General features: G+C 71.1%; 17 protein-coding genes and 1 tRNA gene. 12 read left to right on the forward strand and 6 right to left on the reverse strand.

All coding sequences use genetic code 11. The features are described 5' to 3' along the window. Positions 1-99 precede the first annotated feature (99 nt). Positions 100-2,808, forward strand: a complete 2,709-nt coding sequence (gene topA / locus HHX30_RS21605) for a type I DNA topoisomerase (RefSeq protein ID WP_169983769.1) — start codon at positions 100-102, stop codon at positions 2,806-2,808. Between the two features lie 60 nt (positions 2,809-2,868). Here topA and HHX30_RS21610 read toward each other — a convergent pair whose 3' ends face one another. Further along, positions 2,869-4,020: a cellulose-binding domain-containing protein gene (locus HHX30_RS21610; RefSeq protein ID WP_169983770.1), complete on the reverse strand. Its 1,152-nt coding sequence runs from the start codon at positions 4,018-4,020 to the stop codon at positions 2,869-2,871. Between the two features lie 256 nt (positions 4,021-4,276). Between HHX30_RS21610 and HHX30_RS21615 the strand changes: the two genes are divergently transcribed. The 6 genes from HHX30_RS21615 to HHX30_RS21640 all read left to right on the forward strand — a co-directional run bounded on the left by HHX30_RS21615 (position 4,277) and on the right by HHX30_RS21640 (position 12,108). After that, a complete protein-coding gene (locus tag HHX30_RS21615) occupies positions 4,277-5,596 on the forward strand; it encodes a metallophosphoesterase (protein ID WP_311922685.1) in 1,320 nt (439 codons plus the stop codon). Positions 5,597-5,748: 152 nt separating this feature from the next. Then, on the forward strand, positions 5,749-7,815 hold the full coding sequence (gene tmk / locus HHX30_RS21620) for a dTMP kinase (protein WP_169983771.1): 2,067 nt from the start codon (positions 5,749-5,751) through the stop codon (positions 7,813-7,815). Between the two features lie 6 nt (positions 7,816-7,821). Then, on the forward strand, positions 7,822-9,000 hold the full coding sequence (locus HHX30_RS21625; RefSeq protein ID WP_169983772.1) for a DNA polymerase III subunit delta': 1,179 nt from the start codon (positions 7,822-7,824) through the stop codon (positions 8,998-9,000). Between the two features lie 40 nt (positions 9,001-9,040). After that, positions 9,041-9,598 (forward strand): SigE family RNA polymerase sigma factor, encoded by a 558-nt coding sequence (locus tag HHX30_RS21630; RefSeq protein WP_169983773.1) that lies wholly within the window; start codon positions 9,041-9,043, stop codon positions 9,596-9,598. Continuing rightward, positions 9,595-11,121: a hypothetical protein gene (locus HHX30_RS21635; RefSeq protein WP_169983774.1), complete on the forward strand. Its 1,527-nt coding sequence runs from the start codon at positions 9,595-9,597 to the stop codon at positions 11,119-11,121. The genes HHX30_RS21630 and HHX30_RS21635 overlap by 4 nt, the downstream gene beginning before the upstream one ends. Positions 11,122-11,256: 135 nt before the next feature. Beyond that, on the forward strand, positions 11,257-12,108 hold the full coding sequence (locus HHX30_RS21640) for a regulatory iron-sulfur-containing complex subunit RicT (RefSeq protein WP_169983833.1): 852 nt from the start codon (positions 11,257-11,259) through the stop codon (positions 12,106-12,108). Positions 12,109-12,296: 188 nt separating this feature from the next. Here the strand turns inward: HHX30_RS21640 and HHX30_RS21645 are convergent, their stop codons facing one another. Beyond that, positions 12,297-14,069 (reverse strand): family 43 glycosylhydrolase, encoded by a 1,773-nt coding sequence (locus tag HHX30_RS21645; RefSeq protein WP_311922686.1) that lies wholly within the window; start codon positions 14,067-14,069, stop codon positions 12,297-12,299. A 291-nt stretch (positions 14,070-14,360) separates the two neighbouring features. Beyond that, complete coding sequence (locus HHX30_RS21650; RefSeq protein ID WP_169983775.1) at positions 14,361-15,974, reverse strand: OmpA family protein; 1,614 nt, start codon at positions 15,972-15,974, stop codon at positions 14,361-14,363. A 110-nt stretch (positions 15,975-16,084) separates the two neighbouring features. Between HHX30_RS21650 and HHX30_RS21655 the strand changes: the two genes are divergently transcribed. Further along, positions 16,085-17,029 (forward strand): Gfo/Idh/MocA family protein, encoded by a 945-nt coding sequence (locus HHX30_RS21655; protein WP_169983776.1) that lies wholly within the window; start codon positions 16,085-16,087, stop codon positions 17,027-17,029. Positions 17,030-17,035: 6 nt separating this feature from the next. Here HHX30_RS21655 and HHX30_RS21660 read toward each other — a convergent pair whose 3' ends face one another. After that, complete coding sequence (locus tag HHX30_RS21660) at positions 17,036-18,565, reverse strand: alpha/beta hydrolase (protein ID WP_169983777.1); 1,530 nt, start codon at positions 18,563-18,565, stop codon at positions 17,036-17,038. 424 nt (positions 18,566-18,989) lie between these two features. Here HHX30_RS21660 and HHX30_RS21665 point away from each other — a divergent pair. Then, positions 18,990-19,066: transfer RNA gene (locus HHX30_RS21665), tRNA-Thr, on the forward strand. Between the two features lie 329 nt (positions 19,067-19,395). Here HHX30_RS21665 and HHX30_RS21670 read toward each other — a convergent pair. Further along, positions 19,396-19,713 carry a hypothetical protein gene (locus HHX30_RS21670; protein WP_169983778.1) on the reverse strand — a complete coding sequence of 106 codons (318 nt, stop codon included), beginning with the start codon at positions 19,711-19,713 and terminating at the stop codon, positions 19,396-19,398. 557 nt (positions 19,714-20,270) lie between these two features. Beyond that, a complete protein-coding gene (locus HHX30_RS21675) occupies positions 20,271-20,939 on the reverse strand; it encodes a hypothetical protein (RefSeq protein WP_169983779.1) in 669 nt (222 codons plus the stop codon). 173 nt (positions 20,940-21,112) lie between these two features. Between HHX30_RS21675 and HHX30_RS21680 the strand changes: the two genes are divergently transcribed. The 3 genes from HHX30_RS21680 to HHX30_RS21690 all read left to right on the forward strand — a co-directional run bounded on the left by HHX30_RS21680 (position 21,113) and on the right by HHX30_RS21690 (position 24,695). Next, positions 21,113-21,277 (forward strand): hypothetical protein, encoded by a 165-nt coding sequence (locus tag HHX30_RS21680; RefSeq protein WP_169983780.1) that lies wholly within the window; start codon positions 21,113-21,115, stop codon positions 21,275-21,277. 77 nt (positions 21,278-21,354) lie between these two features. After that, positions 21,355-21,819 carry a S26 family signal peptidase gene (locus HHX30_RS21685; protein ID WP_211592315.1) on the forward strand — a complete coding sequence of 155 codons (465 nt, stop codon included), beginning with the start codon at positions 21,355-21,357 and terminating at the stop codon, positions 21,817-21,819. Between the two features lie 17 nt (positions 21,820-21,836). Further along, a complete protein-coding gene (locus HHX30_RS21690; RefSeq protein ID WP_169983781.1) occupies positions 21,837-24,695 on the forward strand; it encodes an ABC transporter permease in 2,859 nt (952 codons plus the stop codon). The last annotated feature ends 1 nt before the right edge of the window (position 24,696 follow it).

Here is a 24,696-nt window from a genome sequence, read left to right on the forward strand (position 1 = left end):
CAAAGCGGCGCCTCCTCGGCGCCCCAAGGGGGTAATCGCCTCCGGCCCGGACGACGAGGGTGTCATGAGCCGGGACCACGAAGCCCGGCAGCACGGGGAATGACAGCGGACAGCGAGGTAGGAAGCAGCGTGCCAGCCAACAACGGCAACGCCGGCGGAACCCGCCTGGTGATCGTGGAATCGCCCGCGAAGGCGAAGACGATCGCCGGGTACCTCGGGCGCGGCTACATCGTCGAATCGAGCATCGGCCACATCCGGGATCTGCCGGAAAAGGCGGATGACATCCCGGAGAAGTACAAGAGCGAGGGCTGGGCCCGCCTCGGGGTGAACGTCGACCACGAGTTCGAGCCGCTCTATGTCGTGAACCCGGACAAGAAGTCGCAGGTGTCCAAGCTCAAGCAGCTCCTCAAGGAAGCCGACGAGCTCTACCTCGCCACCGACGAGGACCGGGAGGGCGAGGCCATCGCCTGGCACCTGCGCGAGGTGCTCAAGCCCAAGATCCCCGTGCACCGCATGGTGTTCCACGAGATCACTCCGCACGCGATCAGGGACGCCGTCTCCAACCCCCGCGACCTCAACCTCCGCCTGGTCGACGCCCAGGAGACCCGGCGCATCCTCGACCGTCTGTACGGCTACGAGGTCAGCCCGGTCCTGTGGAAGAAGGTCAAGCCGCGGCTTTCCGCCGGCCGTGTCCAGTCGGTCGCGACCCGGCTGGTCGTGGAGCGCGAGCGGGAGCGGCTGGCGTTCACCGCCGCCAACTACTGGGACCTGCAGGCGCTGTTCGACACCGGCCGCGCCGGCGACGACCCCCGGACGTTCTCCGCCACCCTCACCGGTGTGGACGGCAGGCGCGTGGCCCAGGGCCGCGACTTCGCCTCCACCGGCAGGCTCAAGGGCTCCGACGTCCTCCACCTCGACGAGGCCGCCGCGAGGGCCCTCGCCGCCCGCCTCGATGGCGTTTCCTACGCGGTGCGCTCGGTCGAGCGCAAGCCGTACACGCGCAAGCCGTACGCGCCGTTCCGGACGACCACCCTGCAGCAGGAGGCGAGCCGCAAGCTGGGCTTCTCCGCCAAGTACACGATGCAGGTGGCCCAGCGGCTGTACGAGAACGGCTACATCACCTACATGCGTACCGACAGCATCACGCTGTCGGAGACCGCCGTCGCCGCCGCCCGCAGCCAGGCGATCAAGCTGTACGGCTCGGCGTACGTGCCGGACAAGCCGCGCGTCTACACCAGCAAGGTGAAGAACGCCCAGGAGGCGCACGAGGCGATCCGGCCGTCCGGCGAGGAGTTCCGCACGCCGGGCGAGACCGGCCTGTCCGGGGACATGTTCCGGCTGTACGAGCTGATCTGGCAGCGTACGGTCGCCTCCCAGATGAAGGACGCCGTCGGCGAGTCGGTGTCGGTCAAGGTGGGCGGCGCGTCCAGCGCCGGCGAGAACGTCGAGTTCAGCGCCACCGGACGGACGATCACCTTCCACGGCTTCCTCAAGGCGTACGTCGAGGGCGCGGACGACCCCTCGACCGACCGGGACGACTCGGAGAAGCGCCTGCCCACGCTGGCCGAGGGCGACCGGCTCACGGCGGCCGAGCTGACCGCGCTGGGGCACTCGACCAAGCCGCCCGCGCGCTACACCGAGGCGTCGCTGGTCAAGGAGCTGGAGGACCGCGAGATCGGGCGGCCTTCGACGTACGCGTCGATCATCGGAACGATCCTCGACCGGGGCTACGTGTTCAAGAAGGGCACCGCCCTGGTGCCGTCGTTCCTCGCGTTCGCCGTGGTCAACCTGCTCGAACAGCACTTCGGCAACCTGGTCGACTACGACTTCACCGCCGATATGGAGAAGGTCCTCGACGACATCGCCAACGACCGCGCCGAGCGGGTGCCCGAGCTGCGCAGGTTCTACTTCGGCGGCGAGGACGGCGACGAGGGCCTGAAGGAGATGGTCACCGACCTCGGGGAGATCGACGCCAAGGAGATCAGCTCGTTCCCGATCAAGGGGACGGACATCGTGATCAGGGTCGGCCGCTACGGGCCGTACCTCGACCGCGACGGCGCCCGGGTGAACATCCCCGAGGACATGGCGCCCGACGAGCTGACCGCCGAGAAGGCCGAGGAGCTGTTCTCGCGCCCGAGCGGCGACCGCGAGCTGGGCGTCGACCCGGCGACCGGCCGGACGATCGTGGCCAAGGACGGCCGTTTCGGCCCGTACGTCACCGAGGTCCTGCCCGAGGAGCCCGCGCCCGCGGAGGGCAAGAAGCGGACGAAGAAGGCGGACGTTCCCAAGCCGCGGACCAGCTCGCTGTTCAAGACGATGTCGCTGGACACGATCACGCTGGACCAGGCGCTCAAGCTGCTCCAGCTGCCCAGGGTCGTCGGCGAGATCGACGGCGAGGAGGTCACCGCGCAGAACGGCCGGTTCGGGCCCTACATCAAGAAGGGGACCGACTCGCGCTCGCTCGCCTCGGAGGAGGACCTGCTCACGGTCACGATCGAGCAGGCCAGGGAGCTGTTCGCGCAGCCGAAGGCGCGCGGACGCGGCCGTGCCGCCGCGGCTCCGCCGCTGCGCGAGCTGGGCGAGGACCCGAACTCCAAGAAGCCGGTCGTGGTGAAGGAGGGCCGCTTCGGCCCGTACGTCACCGACGGCGAGACCAACGCGTCCCTGCGCAAGGGCGACACGGTCGAGGACATCACGCTGGAGCGGGCGGCGGAGCTGCTGGCCGAGCGGCGGGAGCGGGCCCCCGCCGCCAAGCGCACGACCCGCACCAGGACGGCCGCCGCGAAGAAGCCCGCCACGAAGTCGTGATCCACGGCCCCGGGTGGCGGCCGACGGCCGCCACCCGGGCGCTGTCCGTGCTTGCGCAGGTCAGGCTGTAGTGCAGGTCGTGCCGTTGAGCGTGAAAGCGCTCGGCGGGGCGGAGACGCCGGTGTGGGAGGCGTTGAAGCCGATGCGCGCGGACGCGCCGGGTGCGAGGGTGGCGTTCCAGGGCAGGTTGGTGGCGGTGACCGTGTTCCCCGGCGCCTGACTCCAGTCGGCCGACCAGCCCTGGACGATGCGCTCGCCCGCGGACGGGAAGGCGAACCGCAGCGTCCAGCCCGAAATCGGCGTGGTGCCCGTGTTCTTGATCACCAGGTCGGCCGTGAGGCCCGTGCTCCACGCCGACTGGCTGTAGTCGACCTCGCAGGTGGCAGCGGGAGTCACCGAGGGGCTCACCGAGGGGCTCGGCGACGGGCTGTACGTGGGGAACCCCTGCTGGGCCACAGTGGTGATCGGGTCGGACGGCAGGCTGAGGTTGCCGGCCGCGTCCCTGGCGACCACCACGTAGGTGTACTTGTGGCCCGTCACCAGGTTGCCCTCCGTGAAGTAGGGGGAGGACGTGGCGCCGGCCCGCACCCATCCGGTCGCGGTCAGCCGGAAGACGACGTAACCGGTGACGCCGACGTTGTCGGTCGACGCCGACCAGCAGAACCCCGTGCCGGGGAAGTCGTACACGCAGCCGTCGTGCAGCCCGGCGGGTTTGCTGGGCGAGGTGGTGTCTCCGGTGACCGGGCTCGGGCTGACCACCACGCCGGTCACCGCCTGCGCATTGATCAGCGCCGTCGGCGGGCTGGTGTGGCCGTCGGCGTCCTTGGCCACGATGTAGAAGGTGTAGGTCCGGCCGTACGCCAGGCCGCCCATCATGACGGTGGTGCCGGTGGTCGACGTCGTCTTGACGAAGCCGTCGGCCGTGAGCCGGTAGACCTCGTAGCCGGTGACGCCGACGTCGTCGGTGGACGCGCTCCAGCACAGGCCGACGTATCCCTCCGTGGTGCCGGCCGGCACCGGCGGCGGGCACAGCCGCACGTTCGGCGGCGTGGTCGGCACAGCCGGATCGCTGTTCGGCGACGGGCTCACGCTGGTCCGCGGGGTGGGGGAGGGCGTGGCGTCCACCGCTGCGGCGGGCGTGCCGTGGAGCGCGATCGCCGCGACGGCCACCCCTCCTGCGGCCATCCATGCCAAATGCCGGGGGCTTCTCATGTGTCACCTCGTGTCGTCCGCCCCCGGAGATCTGCCGGAGGCATCGTCTCCAGGACGCTTCCAGCCGCGATCGTCCGCCCGTTCTCCGCGGTGGGCAAAGATCAACGGTGGTGGTACGGCATGAGGCCGACTCGACGGTGAAAATTTCAGCGGGCGCCGATTCTCGCCGTCGCACGCGGAAACGCGGCTGCCGGTATGAGCTCGTAGCATCGTCGTCAGCCGGCCCTTGATCGCCAGCCGGTCGAGGGGAGTTCTCGTGGGGTTCGTGGGCATGATCCTTACGGCCGTGGTCGTCGTGCACCTCTATCTGTGGCGGCGGCTGGTCAGGGCGTCGACGACGCCGGGATCGCGTTCGCGCCGGGTGCTGACGTGGGTGCTCGTGGCCCTGGCGGCCCTGATGGTGGTGACCTTCGGGGGGAGCCGGCTCGGCATCGGCATGGAGGTCGAGCACGTCGTGGCCTGGCCCGGCTACCTGTGGCTGGCCACGATGTTCTACCTGTTCGTGTTCGGGCTGGTCATGGAGGTGCCCCGGGCGGTCGTGACGTTCCTCGTGTCCAGGCGGCGCCGTACGACGGCCGTGGCCGCGGGCGGGCGGGCCGAGGGGGAGGCGGCGCCGGTGGACGAGGTGGTCCTCGCGGGTGCGGCGGCCGGGGGAGGCTCCCCCGCGCACGGCACGGCCACGACCGGCGGGCATGCGGCGGAAGGGGCCGGCGCGGGCGTGCCGGAGATCGACCGGCGGCTGTTCATCTCCCGTACGGCCTCCGCGGTCGTGGCCGCGGGTGCGGTCGCGACCGTGGGCTACGGCGTGAGCCGCGCCCTCGGCGACCCGGTGATCGAGCGGGTGCCGGTCCGCCTGCCCCGGCTCGACCCCCGGATGAGCGGCCTGCGCATCGCGGTCGTCAGCGACATCCACCTCGGCCCGCTGACCGGCCGGGGCCACACCGAGCGGATCGTCCGGATGATCAACGGTCTGGAGGCCGACGCCGTGGCGATCGTGGGCGACCTGGTGGACGGCACGGTCGCCGAGCTGGGCCGTCTCGCCACGCCCCTGAGGTCCCTCGAATCCCGTTATGGCGCGTATTTCGTGACCGGCAACCACGAGTACTACACCGCGGCGGGCCCCCAGGAATGGATCGAGGAGCTGCGTTCGCTGGGCGTCCGGCCACTGCGCAACGAGCGGGTCGAGATCCGTCACGCGGGAGCCGTGCTCGACCTGGCGGGGGTCAACGACCTGTACGGCGTGCCGTCGGGCGACGGCCCGGACTTCGACAGGGCCCTCGGGGGCCGCGACGCGAACCGGCCCGTCGTGCTCCTGGCCCACCAGCCCGTCCAGGTGACGCAGGCCGCGGCCCACGGCGTCGACCTCCAGCTGTCCGGGCACACCCACGGCGGTCAGATGGCGCCGTTCAACCTGCTGGTGACGCTGCAGCAGCCCATGGTGGCGGGGCTGGCGAGCGTGCCGCGCACGGGCGGCGGCGACACCCAGGTCTACGTCACGCGTGGCGCGGGCTTCTGGGGGCCGCCGGTACGGGTCGGCGCGCCGCCCGAGATCACCCTCGTCGAGCTGCGGGCCTGACCGCACCCCCGGAACGGGGGAATCGGGCAGAACATTGGCGCCATCTCGACAGCGAGGACGAGGCGGACGTAATACCCTCAGGCGACGAGCAGGCCCCAGTGGCCCGCTCGTCCGTCTCCCAAGCCCAGCGAGCACCTGGATACGCTGACATCATGAGCATCCCTGGCCGTGCCGCCGCCGCGCGACGCAAGCAGCCGCACGTGCTGGCGAACGCGCCGTTCCGCCGGCTCTGGACGGCGATGGCGACGTGCAGCCTCGGCGACTGGCTCAACATCATCGCGCTGACCGCCCTGGCCGGTAACCTCACCGCCGGATCCGGCTTCCAGGCGCAGAGCCTCGCCATCGGCGGCGTCTTCGTCGCCAAGATGCTGCCCGCGATCCTGCTCGGCCCGCTCGCGGGAGCGGTGGCCGACCGGTTCGACCGCAGGCTGACGATGGTCGTCGCCGACCTCGCGAGGTTCGCGGTGGTGCTGTCGATCCCGCTGGTCGGCGTCTACCAGTGGGTGATCGTCGCGACGTTCCTGGTCGAGTGCGTGAACCTCTTCTGGGTGCCCGCCAAGGACGCCACCGTGCCGAACCTCGTGCCCAAGGAGCGACTCGAGGAGGCCAACCAGCTCAACCTTCTCGTCACGTACGGCACGGCCCCCGTGGCCGCGGCGCTGTTCGCGATCGTGTCGGCCGTGGTGACGACGATCTCGGCGGCCGTCCCGTCGTTCACCGTCGCGGCCACCAGCCTGGCGCTGTACGCCAACGCGCTGGCCTACCTGGCCTCCGCCGCGATGGTCTTCACGCTGCGGGCCATCCCGAAGAACCACGTCAGGCACGTGTCCGCGCCGTCCGTGCTCCGGCAGATCACCGAGGGCTGGCGGTTCGTCGGCGGCAACCGGATCGTGCGCGGCCTGATCATCGGCATGCTCGGCGCCTTCGCCGCCGGCGGCGCGGTCGTCGGAGTGGCCAAGGCGTACGTGCAGGCCATGGGCGGCGGCGACGCGGGGTACGGCGCGGTGTTCTGCGCCGTCTTCCTCGGCATGGCGTTCGGCATGTTCTTCGGCCTGCGGCTGCTGAAGGGGCTGTCCAGGCGGCGGCTGTTCGGGCTGTCGATCGTGCTCGCGGGGCTGACGCTGGCCGCCGTCTCGCTCATCCAGAACCTCGTGGTCGTCGTCGTGCTGACCGTGGTGCTGGGCGCCTGCGCCGGCATCGCCTGGATCATCGGTTACACGGTGATCGGCCTGGAGGTGGAGGACGGGCTGCGCGGCCGTACGTTCTCCTTCCTGCAGTCGCTGGCCCGGGTGGTGCTGCTGCTGGTCGTGGCGCTGGCCTCCACCCTCGCGGCGTTGTTCGGCGCGCACGTCGTCCGGATCGCCGGGATCAGCTACCGCTTCGACGGCACCAACCTCGTGTTGCTCCTGGGGGCGCTGCTCGCGATCGCCGTCGGGGTGGTCGCGCTGCGGCACATGGACGACCGGCGGGGGGTTCCCATCGCGGTCGACCTGCTGACCGCCCTGCGCGGGCGGCGATTCGAGCCGGAGGAGACCGACCCCGAGCGCGGTCTGTTCATCGCCTTCGAAGGCGGCGAGGGCTCGGGCAAAACCACCCAGTCGCGGCTGCTCGCGATCTGGCTGCGCGACCAGGGCTTCGACGTCGTGCAGACCCGCGAGCCGGGCTCGACCAAGGTCGGCATGCGGTTGCGGGCGATCCTGCTCGACGCCGCCCACCAGGGCCTGTCCCCGCGGGCCGAGGCGATGCTGTACGCCGCCGACCGGGCCGAGCACGTGGAGAAGGTCATCAGGCCCGCCCTGCGGCACGGCTCGACGGTGATCTCCGACAGGTACGTGGACTCGTCGCTGGCCTACCAGGGCGCCGGGCGGTCGCTCGACCAGGAGGACGTCGCGAGGATCAACAGGTGGGCGACGGGTGGCCTCGTCCCCGACCTGACCGTGCTCATCGACGTGCCGCCCGCGGTCGGGCTGCGGCGGATGGCCTCGCCCGCCGACCGCATCGAGGCCGAGCCGCTGGAGTTCCACGAGCGGGTGCGGCGGGAGTTCCGGGCGCTGGCGGCGGCCGACCCCGACCGCTACCTCATGGTGGACGGCACGCTCGACCAGCGGGAGGTGACGCGCCTGATCCAGGACCGGGTGCGGGAGATCCTGCCCGACCCGGTGCCGCAGGAGGCCGAGGAGGCCACCGGCACGATGCCCGCCATCCGCGACTTCGGGTAGCGGCACATGACCGTTTTCGGGGATCTGATCGGGCAGGACCGGGCGATCGACGTGATGCGGCGGGCCGCGTCGGCCGCCGCGGAGGTCGTCGCCGGAGGCCGCGGCGCGGGCATGACCCACGCCTGGCTGTTCACCGGGCCGCCGGGATCGGGGCGGTCCACGGCCGCCAAGGCGTTCGCGGCGTCGCTGCTCTGCACTCAGCAGGGCTGCGGCCACTGCGACGCCTGCCATCAGGTCGAGGTCGGCTCGCACCCGGACGTCACGTTCGTCCGGCCCGAGGGCCTGTCGTACAGCGTGCGGCAGACGCGCGATCTCGTGCTCAAGGCGGCGGGGGCGCCCACGCTCGGCCGGTGGCGGATCGTGTTGTTCGAGGACGCCGACCGGGTGACGGAGGCGGCGGCCAACGCCCTGCTCAAGGCCATCGAGGAGCCGCCGCCGCGGACCGTGTGGCTGCTGTGCGCGCCCTCCCCGGACGACATGATCATCACGATCCGCTCGCGCTGCCGGGTCGTGACGCTGGGCACGCCCTCCACCGAGGCCGTCGCGAACGTGCTGGTGACCCGCGACGGGGTGCCCCACGACGTGGCGCTCGACGCCGCGCGGGCGGCCCAGGGGGACATCGGCCGGGCGCGGCGGCTCGCGCTGGACGAGGAGACGCGGCGCCGGCGCGACGAGGTGCTGTCGATCCCCCGGTCGCTGACGGGTGTGGCGGAGTGCATCACCGCCGCCGAGCGGCTGGTGAAGACCTCCACCGAGGACGCCGACGCGGCCACGACCGCGCTGAACGAGGCCGAGACGGCCGAGCTGCGCAAGGTCTACGGCGAGGGCTCCTCAGGCAAGGGGCTCAACAAGGGCCTCGTCCGGGGCGGCGCGGGCGCGATCAAGGAGCTCGAGACCATGCAGAAGTCGCGGGCGACCCGTATCAAGCGCGACTCCCTCGACCTCGCGCTGCTCGAACTCGTGGCGTTCTACCGCGACGTGCTGGCCGTGCAGTTCGGTGCGCCGGTCGAGCTGGCCAACGAGGACCGCAGGCACGAGGTGGAGGCCGTCGCGCGGGCGTCCACCCCCGAGCAGACGGTCCGCCGTACGGACGCGATCATGCAGTGCCGGGAGCGGCTGGCGGCCAACGTGAACCCGCAGATCGCGGTCGAGGCCATGACCCTCGCCCTCCGCTCTCCCGCGTAGGACGCAAGCAACCCCGGCGGGCGTACGGCGTCTCTGGTACATGAAGGCCGAAACGCTCGATCTCGACCAGCAACCCGGGGGGCCCGTGAGCGTCCCGCCCCTGTCGGCGGGCGCCGACGACACGATCAGCGGTCTCTACGCCGAGCACGCCCTCGGCCTCACCCGGCTGGCCCTGATCATGGTGGGCGACCGGGAGAGCGCCGAAGACGTGGTGCAGGAGGCGTTCCTCGGTCTGCACCGGCGCTTCGACGGCCTGCGTGACCGGGACAAGGCGCTCGTCTACGTGCGCGCCGCGGTGCTCAACAACGCCCGCACCGTGCTGCGCAGGCGGCGGCTGCCGTCCTGGTTCGCCGGCACGTACGACCCGCCCGTCTGGTCGGCCGAGTCGGCCGCGATCCTCGGCGCCGAGCGGCGGGAGGTCATGGAGGCCCTCCACCGCCTGCCCCGGCGCCAGCGGGAGGCCCTGGTCCTGCGTTACTACGCCGAGCTGTCCGAAGAGGAGACGGCGCGGGTCATGAAGATCAGCCGGGGCACGGTCAAGTCCACCACCTCCCGGGCGCTCGACGCGCTCGGCCGCCTCCTGGGAGAGACCCGATGAACGACGTCATCCGCCGGTTGCAGGACGCCGCCCACGCGGTGGGAGAGACGGTCGACGCCGTCCCGCCGTTCGGCCCGGAGGCCACCCCGGCCCGCCGCCGTACGCGCGTGGGCACTGGACGGGGCAGGACGTGGCTGATGCCGGTCGCGGCGGCGGCCGCCGTGACGCTCGCGGTGGCGGGCGGCGCGGCCGTCGCGCGCCACGGAGGCGGGGCCGTGGACACGGCCGCCGGCCCGGCCGCGGGCCCCGCCGTCGCCCCCTCCTTCCTCGCCCAGATCCGCGGGCCCGGCGACATCACCATCAGAAGCGTCGCCGACGGGCACATCACGGACGTCGTGCCGCGGCCCGCCGAGGACGGGCCGTTCGCCGCGGTCCAGGCGGCGCGCGACAACCGGATCTTCTACGCGGCCACCGGAGGGGACGGCTGCCGCTCGCGGCTGTACCAGTTCACCCTGGACGGGGAAGGACGGGTCGCCTCGCGTGCCGAGCTGCCGTTCGCGCCGCCGGAGCGCGCCAGGGTCACCGCGCTCGCGGTGAGCGGAAACGGGGCCACGCTCGCGTACGGCCTGTCCTCCTGTGAGCCGGGGCGGGGCGCGTCCCTCGTCGTGACGGACACCGCGACCGGCGGTAGCCGTACGTGGACGTCCACGCGTCCGGAGGTCGTCCGGGATCTGTCCCTGACCGACGACGGGCGCCGCGTGCTCCTCAGCAGGGCCACGGGAGTGATCACGGGAGTCTCGAAGGCGCCGTCGCCCGGCGCCACCCCGGCCCGGCCCGCGGAGCCCGCGTCGGCCCCGGCCGCTGTGCGGGCACCGGACGGCGCGCCGAGGGAGTATCCGCGGACGGGTCCGTCGGGCACGCCGGGAACGCCGTCCGAGACGACCCCCGCCGCCCCCGCGGCGGCGCCTGCGCCGGCCGAAGCCGGTGCGCCCGCAGAGCCGGAGACGGGAGCGCCGGCGACGGCCGCTCCGGTCAGTCCCGGGACTGACGGCTCGTCCACGCCCCCGCGGTCGCTGCCGGCCGAGTGGGGATGCACCGTGCGGCCGGCGAGTTCGGGGCGCCAGAGCCCCGATCCATCGGGGGGGACGGTCACATGGTCCTGCTCGGGTCCGCGCGACCCGCTGCTGCTCGACACCGGGCTCGCCGGCACGCTCGACGACGCCCGCGTGATCAGACTGGTGCCCACGGCCGGGACGTTCCCGGCGCTGGTCGCCGGGGTCGCGATCACACCCGACGGCTCTCGGGTGATCGCGGCGCAGGGAACCTACGGACTGACCACGACCAAGGAGGCCGCGAGGAACGGCGGCTTCGACGGTGTCGTGGCCTACGACCTCCAGGGGCGTCAGGTCGAGGTCCTCTACCGCGGCGAAGGCGGAAAGGCGCCGGTCAGGTGGATCGACGTGGACGGCACCGGCGACAACGTCCTGGTCTCCCGGGCCGGTGAGCTGGGCCGGATCACACGGTCCGGATATCGGATTCTGTTCGCGGACGACGCCGGGGGCCCGCCGACGGCGGTCTGGTAGGCGGTCTGCCGGCGGGCCGGGTCCGCCTGGCCCTCCGGAGGTTGTCCACAGGCCATGATTGCCGGTGCCGTACGACACGTATGGTGGGTTCGGACGCGTTAGCCGTACAGGATCGAGGAGGGCCGGCGCTTGGGCATGATGATGGCGGTGAGCTTCACCCGCTACGGACGGCTCTACTACCTCGATCCCGGCGGCCACTCTCCCAAGGTGGGCGACAAGGTCCTCGTGCCGACCGACTCGGGCCCGGAGGTCGCCGAGTGCGTGTGGGCGCCGCAGTACGTGAGCGAGGACGTCGAGGGCCTGCCCGTCTGCCAGGGCATCGCGGCCGAGGAGCACCTGACCAGGGACGAGGCCAACCGCCGCCGCAGGGCGGAGGCCAGGAGCGTGTCCAAGCGCCTGATCAAGCGCCACGAGCTGCCGATGAAGGTCGTCGGAGTCGACTACCTGGACGCCGACAACGTCTACACCGTGTACTTCTCCGCGCCTCACCGGGTCGACTTCCGCGCGCTCGTCCGTGACCTGGCCCGCAACCTGCGGGCCCGGGTCGAGCTGCGGCAGATCGGCCCGCGCGACGAGGCCAGGCTCCAGGGCGGCATCGGCCCCTGCGGCCGCGACCTGTGCTGCGCGACGTTCCTCAAGGACTTCGAGCCGGTCTCCGTGCGGATGGCCAAGGACCAGGACCTCCCGGTCAACCCGCTCAGGATCGCGGGCGCCTGCGGCCGGCTCATGTGCTGCCTGAAGTACGAGCACCCGCTCTATCAGGAGTTCCGGGCGTCGGCGCCGCGCGCGGGCCTCACGGTGGACACCCCACAGGGCCCGGGCACGGTGGTGGGCCACAACGTGCCGTCCGACTCCGTCATCGTCCGCCTCAACGAGGGCGGCCGCCGCTGCGCGTGTTCCAAGGCCAGCGTCTGCGCGCCCCGCAAGGCCCACGACTCCATGTACGGCGAAGCGCAGCCGGCGGCCGAGGGCGCCTCCGAGAGCTGACGAGCACCGTCGTCTTCGTGGCCGGGGCGGCCCGGCCGACGGCGGCGAACCCGTCTGACGGCGGTTCCTCTGACGGGGGTTCCCCCATGGTGTCTGACGGCGGCGAACCCACAGCCCGGCGCGCGCCCGGCGCTCGCCGGGGTCCGCGGGTTCGCCACTCGTCCTTCAGCGGTCTCCCGCTGTCGTGCTCACGGACTCGTGCAGGTGAGGGACGGCGTCGACGGCGTGCCTCCGGCGGTGAAACCGAAGGTCGTCGAGGCGGAGGCCCCCAGCGAGCCGTTGTACGAGACGTTTCTCACCGACACGGCCGAGCCGCTGGTGCTCAGCGTGCCGTTCCAGACCTGGCTGATGGTCTGGCCGTTGCTCAGGTTCCACTTGACGGTCCAGCCGTTGATCGGCGAACCGCCGGCCGTCACCGTGACCTCGCCCTGGAAGCCGCCGCCCCACGAGTTGGTGGTGCGGTAGGTCGCGCTGCAGGCGCCGCCGGCCGGCGACGGTGAGGCCGGCGGCGTGGGCGACGGCGAAGCCGGGGGAGTGGGAGAGGGTGAAGCCGGGGGAGTGGGAGAGGGCGAGGACGTCGGCCCGCTGCCGCTGAACTGCCACCAGTTCACGTTCATCAGGTAGCCGCTCCCGCCGGTGAACCTGAGATACAGGTCGTGGGTGCCGGTCGCGTTGGTGACCGGGCAGGAGACGGTCGTCCAGGTCTGCCAGCCGCCGGTGCCCGGGACGTCGCACGTCCCCATGAGCGTGCCGCTGACGCCGTCCCGCCGTAGCTCGATCTTTCCGCCACTGGCTCCCGAGGCGACCCGCGCGCTGAAGGAGCTGGCGCCGGTGCCGAAGGCGACGCCCTTGACCTTGATGTAGTCGCCGTTGTCGATGAACCCGACGTTCATGCCACCCTCGTTGGACGGCTCGGTCTCGACGCCGGACTCCCAGGCGATGGTCTCGGCCTCCTGCCGGACGTACGGGTCCAGCGTGCCGATCTGGGGCGCCCCGGTCGTGGTCATGTTGATCGTCGGGATCGTGCCGTCGGCGTTGTAGCTGAACTTCTCCACGGCCACCGAGCGGGTGAAACCGCCGCCGCCCGGCAGCGCGCCGTTGTGGTAGAAGAAGTACGATCCGCCGTTGAAGTCGACGATCCCCGGGTGGTTGGTGAAGCTGCCGCCCTGCGTGGGCATGACCGTGCCCCGGTAGGTCCACGGCCCGGTGGCGCTGGGGGCCGTGGAGTAGGCGATGAACTCCGAGCAGCACTTCGCCGCGAACACGTTGTAGTACAGGCTGCCCCGCTTGTAGACCCAGGGGCCCTCCTCGTACAGAGTCGGGCGGCTGGCGTCACCGGTGCGGGTGCCGAACCCGGCGGTCGTGAGGTTGACCTTGGTCGGGCTGCCGGAGTAGGAGATCATGTCGGCGTTCAGCTTGACGTACCACAGGTTCGGGTTGCCCCAGTAGAGGTAGGCCTGCCCGTTGTCGTCGATGAAGACGGTGGGGTCGATTTCGCCGTTCTCCACCAGCGGGCGCCCGAGGGCGTCCTTGAAGGGGCCGGTGGGGCTGTCGGAGACGGCCACACCGATGGCCATCCTGCCGCTCGCCCGGCTGGTGGTGGGGACGTACCAGTAGAACTTGCCGTTCCTGTAGATGGTCTGGCCCGCCCACGCGTCGGATTTCGCCCAGCTGAAGCTGGCGACGCTCAGCGGCGAGCCGTGGTCGGTCCAGTTCACCATGTCGGCCGACGACCAGACCCGCCATTCGTTCATCGTGAACCACGTCGAGCCGTCCTCGTCGTGGCCGGTGTAGAGGTAGACCCGGCCGTTGTGGACGAGCGGCGCCGGGTCGGCGGTGTAGATGGTCTGGATTATCGGGTTGTCCGCCCTGGCCGCGGTGGCCGGGAGCAACGCCAGCATGCACAGCAGGCCCACAATCCAGGTCGCGGTGCGCCTGGACAGTGAAAACGCGTATCTCACATGCGCCTCCGGATGTGATGGTCGCTCACCGTGCACGCCGGGCCGTCGACACCCTCATGTGAGCGTTAACGTCTCATCGAAATGTGAGCGTTAACAATTCATGGTGGGCGACCGTGGTCATGCGGCGGAGCCAACCTCAGGCGCGGGGGACGGTCAAGGTCGCGAACCTGTGCGGGCCTGTGTGGGGCGCGCGAGCGCCGATCCGCGCAGTGGCGCTGAGCTGGCTCCGGATCCCCGTCGGGCGAGTCGCCGATCCCCGCTGGAATGTGAAACTTTCACCCTCTGACGGAGTTAACGTACGGGGACGGCGTCGATCCTGCCGAAGGGGCCGGCGTCGAAGGTCACGCTCGTGACGCCCGGCGGCGGTGCCGGCACGTAGAAGAAGCCGCGGTTGCCCGTGCCCGGCTTGACGTTGAACGTCGCCCAGCCCGGGTCCACGTAGTCGTCGGGGCCTCGCGGATCGTCCGGTCCCATCCGCACGGCGCGGTAGACGGTGCGCGACGCCGGATCGACGACGGAGAAGGCGGTGTACCAGCCGCCGATGTAGGCGACGTCCCCTCCGTATCCCGTCCCGGCGCCGAGGTCCCCCGGGCCGAGGTTGACGATGTCGAACACCGCGACGAGATAGGCGCCGTCGCGGTAGAAGGGCTTCACGTCGATGCGGAGCCGCTGACCGGACGGTCGCCCGGTGGAGGTCCGGCTGGCGACCGTCTCGCCGTCCTCGGCGTGGAACGGAGCCGGCCGTCCCCCGGCGGCGCCGGTCTCGCCGGCTCCCGCGGACGCGGGGCCGCCGGTCCGCTGCCTGATCCGGTAGGAGATTTCGACGCGCCGGTTCCTGGCGCGCGCCTCCTCGTCGTTCACCCCGCCCTCCCGGGCGACGGGCTCGGTCTCGCCCCTGCCCGTCGTGCGGTATCGGTACGCCCCGCCGAGGCGGGCCGCCAGCTCCCCGCGTACGGCCTGCGCACGCCGCAGGGACAGCGCCATGTTGTACGCGTGTGTGCCCTTGCCGTCGGTGTGGCCCTCGACGAGGACGGGAGGCGTGCCCGGGTCGGCCTTCTCCCGGATCTCCGCCGCGACGTCGTCGAGCACGGCCTCGGCCCGCGCCGTGAGCCTGTCCGAGTCGAAGGCGAACAACACGTCGGTGCGCAGGCCCACCGTCTCGTCGCTGCCGCTCGCGGCGGTCGTCCTCTCCGCGCCCTCGACGATGCCGTACAGGTCCTGGACGCTGCCGGTGACCTGCCCGGACGGCTCCCGCACCGGCCAGGACACCGTGGCGCCCGGCGCCGGCGTACCGCCGGGAGCGGCAGCCGGCGCCTGGGGACCGCCGGAACCGGTCCCGTCCACGACGGGCACACCGGTGAACTCGCCCGCCGTTCCCGCCGTGATCGCGGTGACCGTACGGACGTCCGCCGGGATCGGCGGATAGTAGACCACGGTCTCGTAGCGCACGCCGGGCTGGTAGTACCCGGGCTTGCTGCCCAGCGTCCCCACTCGGTCGGTCAGGGGGTGGTAGACCTTGCGGCCGACCGGGTCGACGAGAGGGATGCGGTAGCTGCCGAGGTCGCCGGCCGCCGTCCCGAACGAGTTCCCGGCGTGGCGCGCCTCGCCCTCGAGCGAGGTGACCGTGAGACGGAGGACGGACCTGTCGCCGAGCCGCTCCACGGCGCGTATCTCCACCCGCGCGTGCAGGGGCCGGGTGAGGCCGAACCATCCATCCTTGGCCAGGCCGGTGTCCGCGACGGTGACGGACGACGAGGGCCGCGCCGGTGGTGTGCCCGCCGGGGAGGACGCCGGAGGGGCCGTCGCAGGACCGCCCAGCAGGCCGCATCCGGACACCGCCAGGGCCGTGACCATGGTCGCTGGAAGGGTCGGCCCGCGTGAGCGGCGCCGGTAAGGATCTTCCATGCGCCCGCATTGTAGGGACACGGACAGGCGGGCCCGCCCGAAAAAGGAGTTGAGGACGGATCTGTACTCACCTGTACGGTTGACCGCGTCGAGCGAGGAGGACGGCCTTCATGGGTGATCGGGTCAGGGTCGGGTTCGTCGGGCTAGGGATCACCTCCCGCAGCCACTTCGCGGTGCTCGAGCAGCGGCCCGAGGTCGCCCTGGAGTTCACCGTCGACCCCAAGGTCACCGAGCCGCCCGCGTTCCGCGAGACCACGCCGGCGCACTACCCCGACCTCGACGAGGCGCTGGACGCCCACCAGCCGGACCTGCTCGTGATCGCCACCCCGACGCGGACCCATCTGGACCTGACGGTGCGGGCGCTGACGCTGTCGTCGGCGACGGTGCTGGTGGAGAAGCCGCTCGTGCACGACCTCGCCGCGCTCGCCCGGCTCCGCGAACTGGACGGGAAGACCGACGTACGCGGCCGGGTGTTCACCGCGCACCACTTCGCGTTCGCGCCAGAGGTCCGCTGGGCCGCCGAGCAGATCGCCGGGCATCCCGAGTGGGGCCCGATCACCCGGGTCACCTCGGCCTTCTACGACCCGTACGTCCTGCGGGGCGAGCAGGCCTTCGCGTCCTACGTGTCGAGCTGGACGGACTCGGGGGTGAACCAGCTCAGCATGCTCGCCCGCTTCGCCGAACCGGCCGCGCTGACCTCACTCCGCGAGATGGACGGCGGCGCGAGCGCCTGGGCCACGTGCGAGTTCCGCTCCCGCGGCAGGACCGGCCTGGCCTCGCTGCGATCGAGCTGGCTCACGGGCGAGAGCAGCAAGGGGACGACGCTCACCCTCGGCGAGACCGACGTCGAGGTGGTCATCGACCACACGGCGAACACCGGCTTCGCCGCACAGGCGGGCACCCTGCTCGCGGCGTACGGCCACGACGGCCGCACGCCCAGGAAGACGGCGCGGCACCGGCCGCTGTACGAGAGCCTGCTGTCCGGCGCCCCCGATCCCGTGCTCGGCTTCGACACGACCGCGAAGATCACCGAGCTGCACCATTCGAGGCCCTGAGGGGGCTCAGCCCGTCTTCGGGCAGACCGTGCCGTTCTTGGGCGAGCGCAGCGCGAGCAGGTAGTCGTCGACCGCGCTGTCCACGCAGGCGGAGCCGCTGCGGTAGGCCGTGTGCCCGTCGCCGTCGTACCCCAGGAGCACGCCAGAGGTCAGCTCCTTGGCGAGCCCCTGCGCCCACTCGTACGGCGTGGCGGGGTCGCGCAGGGTGCCGACGACGAGGATCGGCGGCGCGCCCTCGGCCTTGAGCGGCTTGTCGGCGCCGACCGACTTCGCGGGCCAGTAGGCGCAGGGCAGCGAGCCCCACATCACGAACGGCCCGAAGTGCGGCGCCGCCTTGGCGGCCTCACCCGCGGCCCGCCGGTACGCGTCGAGCGCCTTCGGGTAGGGGTGGTCCACGCAGTTGACGGCCATGTTCGCCTCGGTCTGGTTCGAGTACGAGCCGTTGGGCTGCCGGTCGACCAGCAGGTCGGCCATCTGGAGCAGGTCGGTCCCGTCGCCCTCGTTGATCGCCTTGCCCAGGGCCTCCCGCAGCCGGGGCCAGGCCGCCCGCTCGTACAGCGGGGTGGCGATGCCGATCACCGTCCACGCCTCGTTGACCTTCCGGCCGTCGCCGAGGACGTTCTTCAACGGCTGCCGGTCGGCCTTCACCAGCAGGTCGCTGATCTCCTGCAACGCGCCGTCCACCGTACGGCTCTTGAACGGGCAGGAACGGCTGAGGAGGCAGTCTTCGACGAAGGCCCGCAGCGCCCGCTCGAAGCCCTTGGCCTGCACCTCGTTGGACTTCAGCGACGGCACTGCCGGATCGACCGCGCCGTCGAGCACGAGCGCCCGCACGCGCTTGGGGAACAGGTCGGCGTACATCGCGCCGAGGAAGGTGCCGTACGACTTGCCCAGATAGGTGAGACCCGGGTCGCCGAGGACGCCGCGCAGGACGTCCATGTCCCTGGCCGCGTCGGCCGTGCCGACGTGGGGGAGAAGCCGGGCCGCCTTGGCGCCGCAGCTGTCGGCGAACTCCTTGGACGCCTTGTCGAGCGCCGTGACCTCCGCCGGCGTGTCCGGGCTCGAGTCCATCCCGATGTACGCGTCGAGCTGGGAGGCCGTCATGCATGTGACGGGGGTCGACTCGCCCACGCCGCGGGGGTCGAACCCCACGACGTCGTACTGGGCCCGCACCCTGTCGCTGACCACGGACCGGGCCGCCCGCGCGTACGAGATGCCCGAGCCTCCGGGCCCGCCGGGGTTGATCAGCAGGGAGCCGGCGCGCTTGCCGGTGGCCGGCAGGCGGATCACGCCGAGGTCGATGCGCTCGCCGGTGGGCTTCTCGTAGTCGAGGGGCACCTGGATCTTGGCGCACTGGAAGCCGTCACCGCAGTCGCGCCAGGCGGGCCGCTGGGCGTAGAACGGCCGCAGCTCCGCCGTGGGGGCCTCGACCGGCGGCTGCGCCTGCGCGCCCGTGCTCGGCTGATCGGAGGTGGCCGGTGTGTGGGTGGAGCACGCCGTGAACGGCAGCAGCGCGGCCAGCGCCGCGACCGCCATTCGCCGGCTCGGACCGCCGCCGTACCGCGTACGAGACGGTGTGACCTTCGCTTTCTGCCCGGCCGATCGCATACCCGTCGTTTCCCCTGCCGTCGCCTGCGTGACGAGGACCAGCATGCCGCCTGCGGAGGACGGGCGGTGACGTACCGGCCACGGTGGCGAAGGATGAGGTCAAATGTCTGGCGGCCCGTCGGCGCCGTCAGGCGGGACAGGGCGCTTCTCCCGTGACAGATGCGTCTGGTACGCCCCGTTTCCGCTGGTCGTACGGTAAAGGGAGGGCCGTCGGACGGCTGGGGAAGTTTTACCGGTCTCCATGGAACCTGCCCGGCTCCGGAGCCGCTCCGAGGGGCACGCCGCTCCGGACGGTGACGGGTGCACGAGAACCGCGCTGACCCTGTAGACTGTGCGAAGCCGCTCGCGGCGTGCCGCCTTAGCTCAGTCGGCCAGAGCACTTCACTCGTAATGAAGGGGTCAAGGGTTCGATTCCCTTAGGCGGCTCCACTACAGAGGCCCTCCCGGACCACCGGCGAGGGCCTTTGCGTGTCTATCTACGTGACTACCGTTCCCGATCACTCCTTGAATAAGCTCCCGGGGAGTCCACTCCTTCGGGTCGAGATCGGTTTGTCTGATCACGGCACGGAACGCCCTCCGGACGTTGTGAGCGTCGAGCGGTGTGCCAACCGTCGAGGCGAACACGAGACCGTGTTCCTGCCAGCGCTTCCCGGCAGGCGGGTCGAAGGCAGACGGGAAGATCAGGGCAGGGGCGAGTATGCAGAGCCGCACATGGCTACGTTGCCTCTATCAGGGCTTTGGCTGGGGGCAGCGGCGGTTCACGAATCCCCCGGTGCTGCGCTTTGCTGCTGCTCTTCTCTTCGATGTCTCTCCACAGTCGAACGGACATCCAAGAAGAAGGCCGCGAGTAGCAACACACCGCCGACGGCCAGCAAAATCGTCGTTGGGATCTGAACCAGATTGCGAACATCCTCGCACTCGTTCACATGGTCCTGGCCGGCGGCAAGTGACGGCGAGACGAAGGCCGAACCGCACTCCGAGCCGCCTTCGGTGAGGGGCATCACACCAGCAAGCACACCGGCACCAATAAACAGTAAGGCGATGAACGCGATGAACGCGATCGCTCTGCTGGACATACCTGATCCTTCTAATCACCGATGCAAAGAAGGATCATTCCATCTCGGCCCTCAGAGCGGAAGTACCGACCCAGGTCTGGTCTCCACCGAAGCCGGGGCGACTCAGGTTGGGCGGGGCAGGGTTGTCCCGTCACCCTGCGAGGTTGGGCGTTGTATCTGGCGGGCACAGCCAGGGCACATGAGCGCGAAAAGCAGCGCGAAACGATGAAAAGCGGCGAACGCTGAAAGTCCGCCTCAGCGCATGAGTTGGGCAGTCCCCGCAGGTCAGCCGTCAGGACGGATCAGGTCTCGGCGATCTGACCCGCGCGATGAGGTCGCAGTCGGCAAAGCGTCTCCGCGTGACGAACTGCGTGACAACACCCACGGACGATGGTGGACACCCACGATCGGCGATGGACGGTCTGGAGAGGTCACGCACCCGCGCGAGCAGGACGAGGAACGTTTCCGCATTGCTCGTTATGAAGGGGTCAAGGGTTCGATTCCCTTAGGCGGCTCCACTACAGAGGCCCTCCCGGACCACCCGGGATGGCCTTTCGGTGACACTCCTGCTAACAGGGTCAGGCCGTTGATCCTGGCAGATCGTCCAGTGGGAGAAGAACGGATGCCTCCTGAAGCCAGGTGCGCTCCAGTCTGTTGCTTGTGATCATTTTCAGGGCGGAGTAGGCGGTCTCGGCCCTGGTGTCGAGGTCGCTGCTCTTGGAGAGAAGGTCGGCGGCGAAGGCGGCGAGGGCCTTGAATGCGAGGTAGGGCGGCGCCTCTGAGCCGTACCAGGGGATGGAGATCACCTGTTGACCCCGCCAGATCACCCGCGATCGTAGATCCGCCTTCTCCCTTACCGATTCGCGGAGGCTCTGGACCGCCTGTCTGAAGCAACCGAGAAGAGTGCAGTCACGATCGGACAGCTTGCGCTCGGACGCCAGCCGGACGAGTAAGGACTCTAGCTTGCCTTCTGTCTCCGCAGCGCGGTCGAGGAGTGTGCGGTGGAAGCCATCGTCATCCCGAACGCGCATCGGAGCGTTGTTCCACAGTTTCCAGACGGCGAAGAACTCCCCGTAAATCTCATAGAAAACGCCGAGAGCCAGAAGATCCAGCTCTCGGCGTTTTTTCCGCTCGTCCCAGCGAGCGGTGAGCCGGTTGCCCACCAGCCATCCAAGGGCGAGGGTTAACAGGGCGACAACCAGGTTGGGAACTGCCTTGACGCTCTCCGCCCACAACGTCGCGCCCATCCGTCCTCCTCGCCTCCTGTCTATCTATAGAACAATCGCCGGCGAGGTGTGGAGGAATATGACTCGTTCTTCGGCGACCGCCGCAAGGCCGCGCGCTGTACGGAGCCTGTATCCCCGCTGAACCCCCGCTCTTTACGATCGGGGTCAATCACGTCCGGTGAAAGGAAGTGGTCATGAGAGCGCTGATCAGACGGGCCGCCGACAGGATGGTCGACAAGGTGGTCCCGCACGCCGAAGCCCGCGCCTGCGGGTGGGAGGGCTACTGCAAGTGCGTCGGCGGCGACATCTATCTCTACTACTGCGGCCGCTGCACCTACTACGCGCACGCCGGCTGCTGACGGGCGGCGCGTGACCGGGTGACCGAGCCGGACCCGGTGCGACCATCGGGTCCGGCGGCACACGAGGGGGATGGCGGTTGTCGCTTCTGCTCACCGTTCCGGCGATGACGGCCCTCGCGCTGGCGGCGGTGACTTTGGGGATGCGCCGGGCCTTCGTCGTGGTGACCGTACGGGGCAGGAGCATGCAGCCCACGCTCCGGGACGGTGACCGGGTGCTGGTGCGGCGACGCGGTGTGACGGCGGTCCGCCCCGACGACCTGGTCGTCTTCGCCGACGTGATCGACGCGCCTCCCGTGCCGGTGCCTGCCGGGGCGGCGGACAGCGACGGCCCCCGCACGGTGTGGGTGGTGAAACGGGCGATAGCCGTTCCCGGAGACCCGGTCCCCGAGATGCGCGTGCCCGTGCTGGCCGGGGGGACCACGTCCGTCCCCGCAGACCGGCTGGTGGTGCTCGGGGACAACCCGGTGGTGAGCCGGGACTCCCGCCTTTACGGGTACGTCGCAGGAGAGCGTCTGCTGGGTGTTGTGATCCGGCGAATGTGACCGTCTGATGGGGATTCATGCTGAGGCTGATGATCGGCCAGTTACGCCGCCAGCCGGTGCGCTCGATGACGATGCTGCTCGGCGTGTTACTGGCCACGAGCGGGTTCACCCTGCTCACCGGCTCGGTGGAGACCTCACGCCTGCGCGTGACCGGGACCGTGGACGACAACTACCGGAGCACGTACGACGTGCTGGTGCGGCCCAAGGGGAGCCGGGACGCGCAGGAGCTCACGCACGGGCAGGTGCGCCCGAACTTCCTGTCCGGCCAGTTCGGCGGCATCACGCTCGACCAGTGGCGGCGGATACTCACGCTGCCCGGCGTCGAGGTGGCCGCTCCGGTGGCGATGGTGGGGTACGTCGACGTGACGGCGACCGCCGAGATCGACCTCACGGAGCAGCTCGACCGAGGGGCACGACAGCAGTTGCTCAAGGTGGACAGGACCTGGACCAGCGACCGGGGACTGTCGACGATCGACGACCCGGGTGACAGGTACGTGTACGTGACCCGCAACCCCGTGCTGTGGCCGCGGTTCACGACGAGCAAGGCGAACTTCGTGGAGTTCGCCGGCTACCGCTACGAGGGCCGGAAGGTGCGAGTGGACGACGCGGTATGTGACCGCCCGGGGATGTCGTCCGGCTACCCGGCGGCCGAAGTCCTCCCGGACGGACGGATCCGGCCGATCTGTCCCACCGCGCGCAAGCGAGAGCCCGGACGCACCTACCTCACGGCGGCGGACCGGTCCCGCGTGGACGTCTACCAGATGCTGCCGGACGGCGGTTTCCGCACCCGGCTCGGCGACGCGGGCGGTGGGATCATTCCCAGGCAGGTACGGCTGCCGCGCCTGACGCTCCCCGTCAGCTGGCCCGTGCCGCTGTTGCTGGCGGCCGTCGATCCCGTGCAGGAGGCGGAACTGGTCGGGCTGGATCGCGCCGTGGTCACCGGGCGCTACCTGCGCGCGAACGACGGCCCGACGCCGACCAAGTGGGCGCTGTTCGCCGATGTTCCCATGCTGCTCTCGTCGACCGCGCACATCGACGAGCAGTTGACCGCCGGAGTCTCCCGGCTGGACCGGCCGCCGGACATCGCGAGCCTGCGCGGCGATGAGCTGTGGAAGCGGCTACGGGCGGAGCCGGCCCGGCGCACGTCGACCGTGCGCGTCGACGCGGAGAGCGTCTACCGGCAGGTCAGCGAGCGCCCGATCACCGACCCCGGCGACACGTGGCTCAACGTGGACCGCGTCATCCAGTCCGGCCGCCCGCGCTATGGGGGCGGAGAGGGGGCGCTGAAGCCGGATCCCGTCACCGTCGACCTCGACGAGGTGTGGCGGCAGGAGAACTCCCTCGTGGACACCTCGGCCCCGTTGTTCGCGCACGATCGGGCGCTCCGGCCGTTGACCAAACGCGAACTGGCCGGCCCCGGTGGCGTATCCATATACGCGTTCCCGCAGGTGGTGGGCAGATTCGACGCGGCCGGGCTGACCGAGTACTCCGCGTTGTCCGCGGTGCCGCTGGAGACGTACCAGCCGGCGAGCGCGACCGGCGCGGACCAGGCCGCGCGGGCGGCGCTGGGGAGCCGCCCGCTGCTGCCCAACGGCAACCCCGGCGGTTACCTGGCCACCCCGCCCCAGCTCCTGACGACGCTGACCGCGCTGCCCATGCTCATCCGCGGCGACGACCCGGCGCAGGAGGCGCCGGTCTCCGCGATCCGGGTGCGGGTCGCCGGGGTCGCCGGGCTGGACGATCTGTCCCAGGAGCGGATCCGCGCGGTCGCCGAGAAGATCGCCACCACGACCGGGCTCGAGGTGGACATCACCATCGGCTCCTCCCCGGCCCCGCGCCCGGTCGAGCTGCCCGCCGGCTCGTTCGGCCGCCCCGGGCTGCGGCTGCTGGAGAACTGGACGACCAAGGGCGTGGCGGTCGCGCTGACCAGGGCCGTCGACCAGAAGAGCGCGCTGCTGTTCGGCCTCATCCTCGTGGTGTGCGTGCTGTTCCTGGGCAACGCGGTGGCCGCGTCGGTCCGCGTGCGGCGGCGCGAGCTGGCCGTCCTCGGCTGTCTGGGCTGGCCGGCCGGACGGCTGGCCGCGCTGGTGCTGGGGGAGGTGGTGCTGGTCGGCCTGGTCGCCGGGATCCTGGGCGCCGCCGTGTCCCTGCCGCTGGCCGCCGCCACCGGCATCGAGGTGAGCCCGGGACACGCGCTGCTGGCCGTACCGGTCGCCTGCGGGATCGCCCTGCTCGGCGGGCTGGTGCCCGCGCTGCGCGCCGGGCGGGCGCACCCGATGGCGGCGATACGTCCCCCCGTGGTCACCCGCACCCGGGCACGCCGGGCCCGGACGGTGTACGGCATGGCGGTGGGCAACCTGGTCCGGGTCCCGACCCGCAGCCTGGTCGGCGTGCTGGCGCTCGCGGCCGGAGTGGCGGCGGTGTCCACACTGCTGGTGATCACCTGGCGGTTCCACGGCGAGGCCCAGGGCACGCTGCTGGGCGACGCCGTCTCGCTCCAGGTACGCGGGGTCGATCTGGCCGCCGCCGTCACCACGGTGGCGCTCGGCGTGTTCGCCATCGCGGACGCTCTCTACCTGAGCGTCCGGGAACGCAGCGGCGAGCTGGCCGCGCTGCGCGCGTGCGGGTGGTCCGACGGGGAGCTCGGCCGCCTGATCGTCACCGAGGGCGCGCTGCTCGGTCTGACCGGCGCGGTGCTCGGGGCCGGTCTCGGCCTCGGCGTGCTGGCCGCGTTCCTGGGCGGCCTCACCTGGGCGACCGTGAGCGCCACGCTCCCGGTCGCCGCGGCCGGAACCGCGTTCGCGGTGCTGGCCGCCGCCATCCCCGCGCAGCTCATGCGCCGCCTGCCGCTCGCCGCCGTGCTGGCAGAGGACTGAG

This window comes from Microbispora sp. H10836 (assembly GCF_012999525.1).
In the GTDB taxonomy this organism is placed as follows: domain Bacteria; phylum Actinomycetota; class Actinomycetes; order Streptosporangiales; family Streptosporangiaceae; genus Microbispora.

Coding starts and splice junctions, on each gene's coding strand:
- topA (WP_169983769.1), top strand. CDS start 100: ATGACAGCGGACAGCGAGGTAGGAAGCAGCGTGCCAGCCAACAACGGC.
- HHX30_RS21610 (WP_169983770.1), bottom strand. CDS start 4,020: ATGAGAAGCCCCCGGCATTTGGCATGGATGGCCGCAGGAGGGGTGGCC.
- tmk (WP_169983771.1), top strand. CDS start 5,749: ATGAGCATCCCTGGCCGTGCCGCCGCCGCGCGACGCAAGCAGCCGCAC.
- HHX30_RS21625 (WP_169983772.1), top strand. CDS start 7,822: ATGACCGTTTTCGGGGATCTGATCGGGCAGGACCGGGCGATCGACGTG.
- HHX30_RS21630 (WP_169983773.1), top strand. CDS start 9,041: ATGAAGGCCGAAACGCTCGATCTCGACCAGCAACCCGGGGGGCCCGTG.
- HHX30_RS21635 (WP_169983774.1), top strand. CDS start 9,595: ATGAACGACGTCATCCGCCGGTTGCAGGACGCCGCCCACGCGGTGGGA.
- HHX30_RS21640 (WP_169983833.1), top strand. CDS start 11,257: ATGATGATGGCGGTGAGCTTCACCCGCTACGGACGGCTCTACTACCTC.
- HHX30_RS21650 (WP_169983775.1), bottom strand. CDS start 15,974: ATGGAAGATCCTTACCGGCGCCGCTCACGCGGGCCGACCCTTCCAGCG.
- HHX30_RS21655 (WP_169983776.1), top strand. CDS start 16,085: ATGGGTGATCGGGTCAGGGTCGGGTTCGTCGGGCTAGGGATCACCTCC.
- HHX30_RS21660 (WP_169983777.1), bottom strand. CDS start 18,565: ATGGCGGTCGCGGCGCTGGCCGCGCTGCTGCCGTTCACGGCGTGCTCC.
- HHX30_RS21670 (WP_169983778.1), bottom strand. CDS start 19,713: ATGTCCAGCAGAGCGATCGCGTTCATCGCGTTCATCGCCTTACTGTTT.
- HHX30_RS21675 (WP_169983779.1), bottom strand. CDS start 20,939: ATGGGCGCGACGTTGTGGGCGGAGAGCGTCAAGGCAGTTCCCAACCTG.
- HHX30_RS21680 (WP_169983780.1), top strand. CDS start 21,113: ATGAGAGCGCTGATCAGACGGGCCGCCGACAGGATGGTCGACAAGGTG.
- HHX30_RS21690 (WP_169983781.1), top strand. CDS start 21,837: ATGCTGAGGCTGATGATCGGCCAGTTACGCCGCCAGCCGGTGCGCTCG.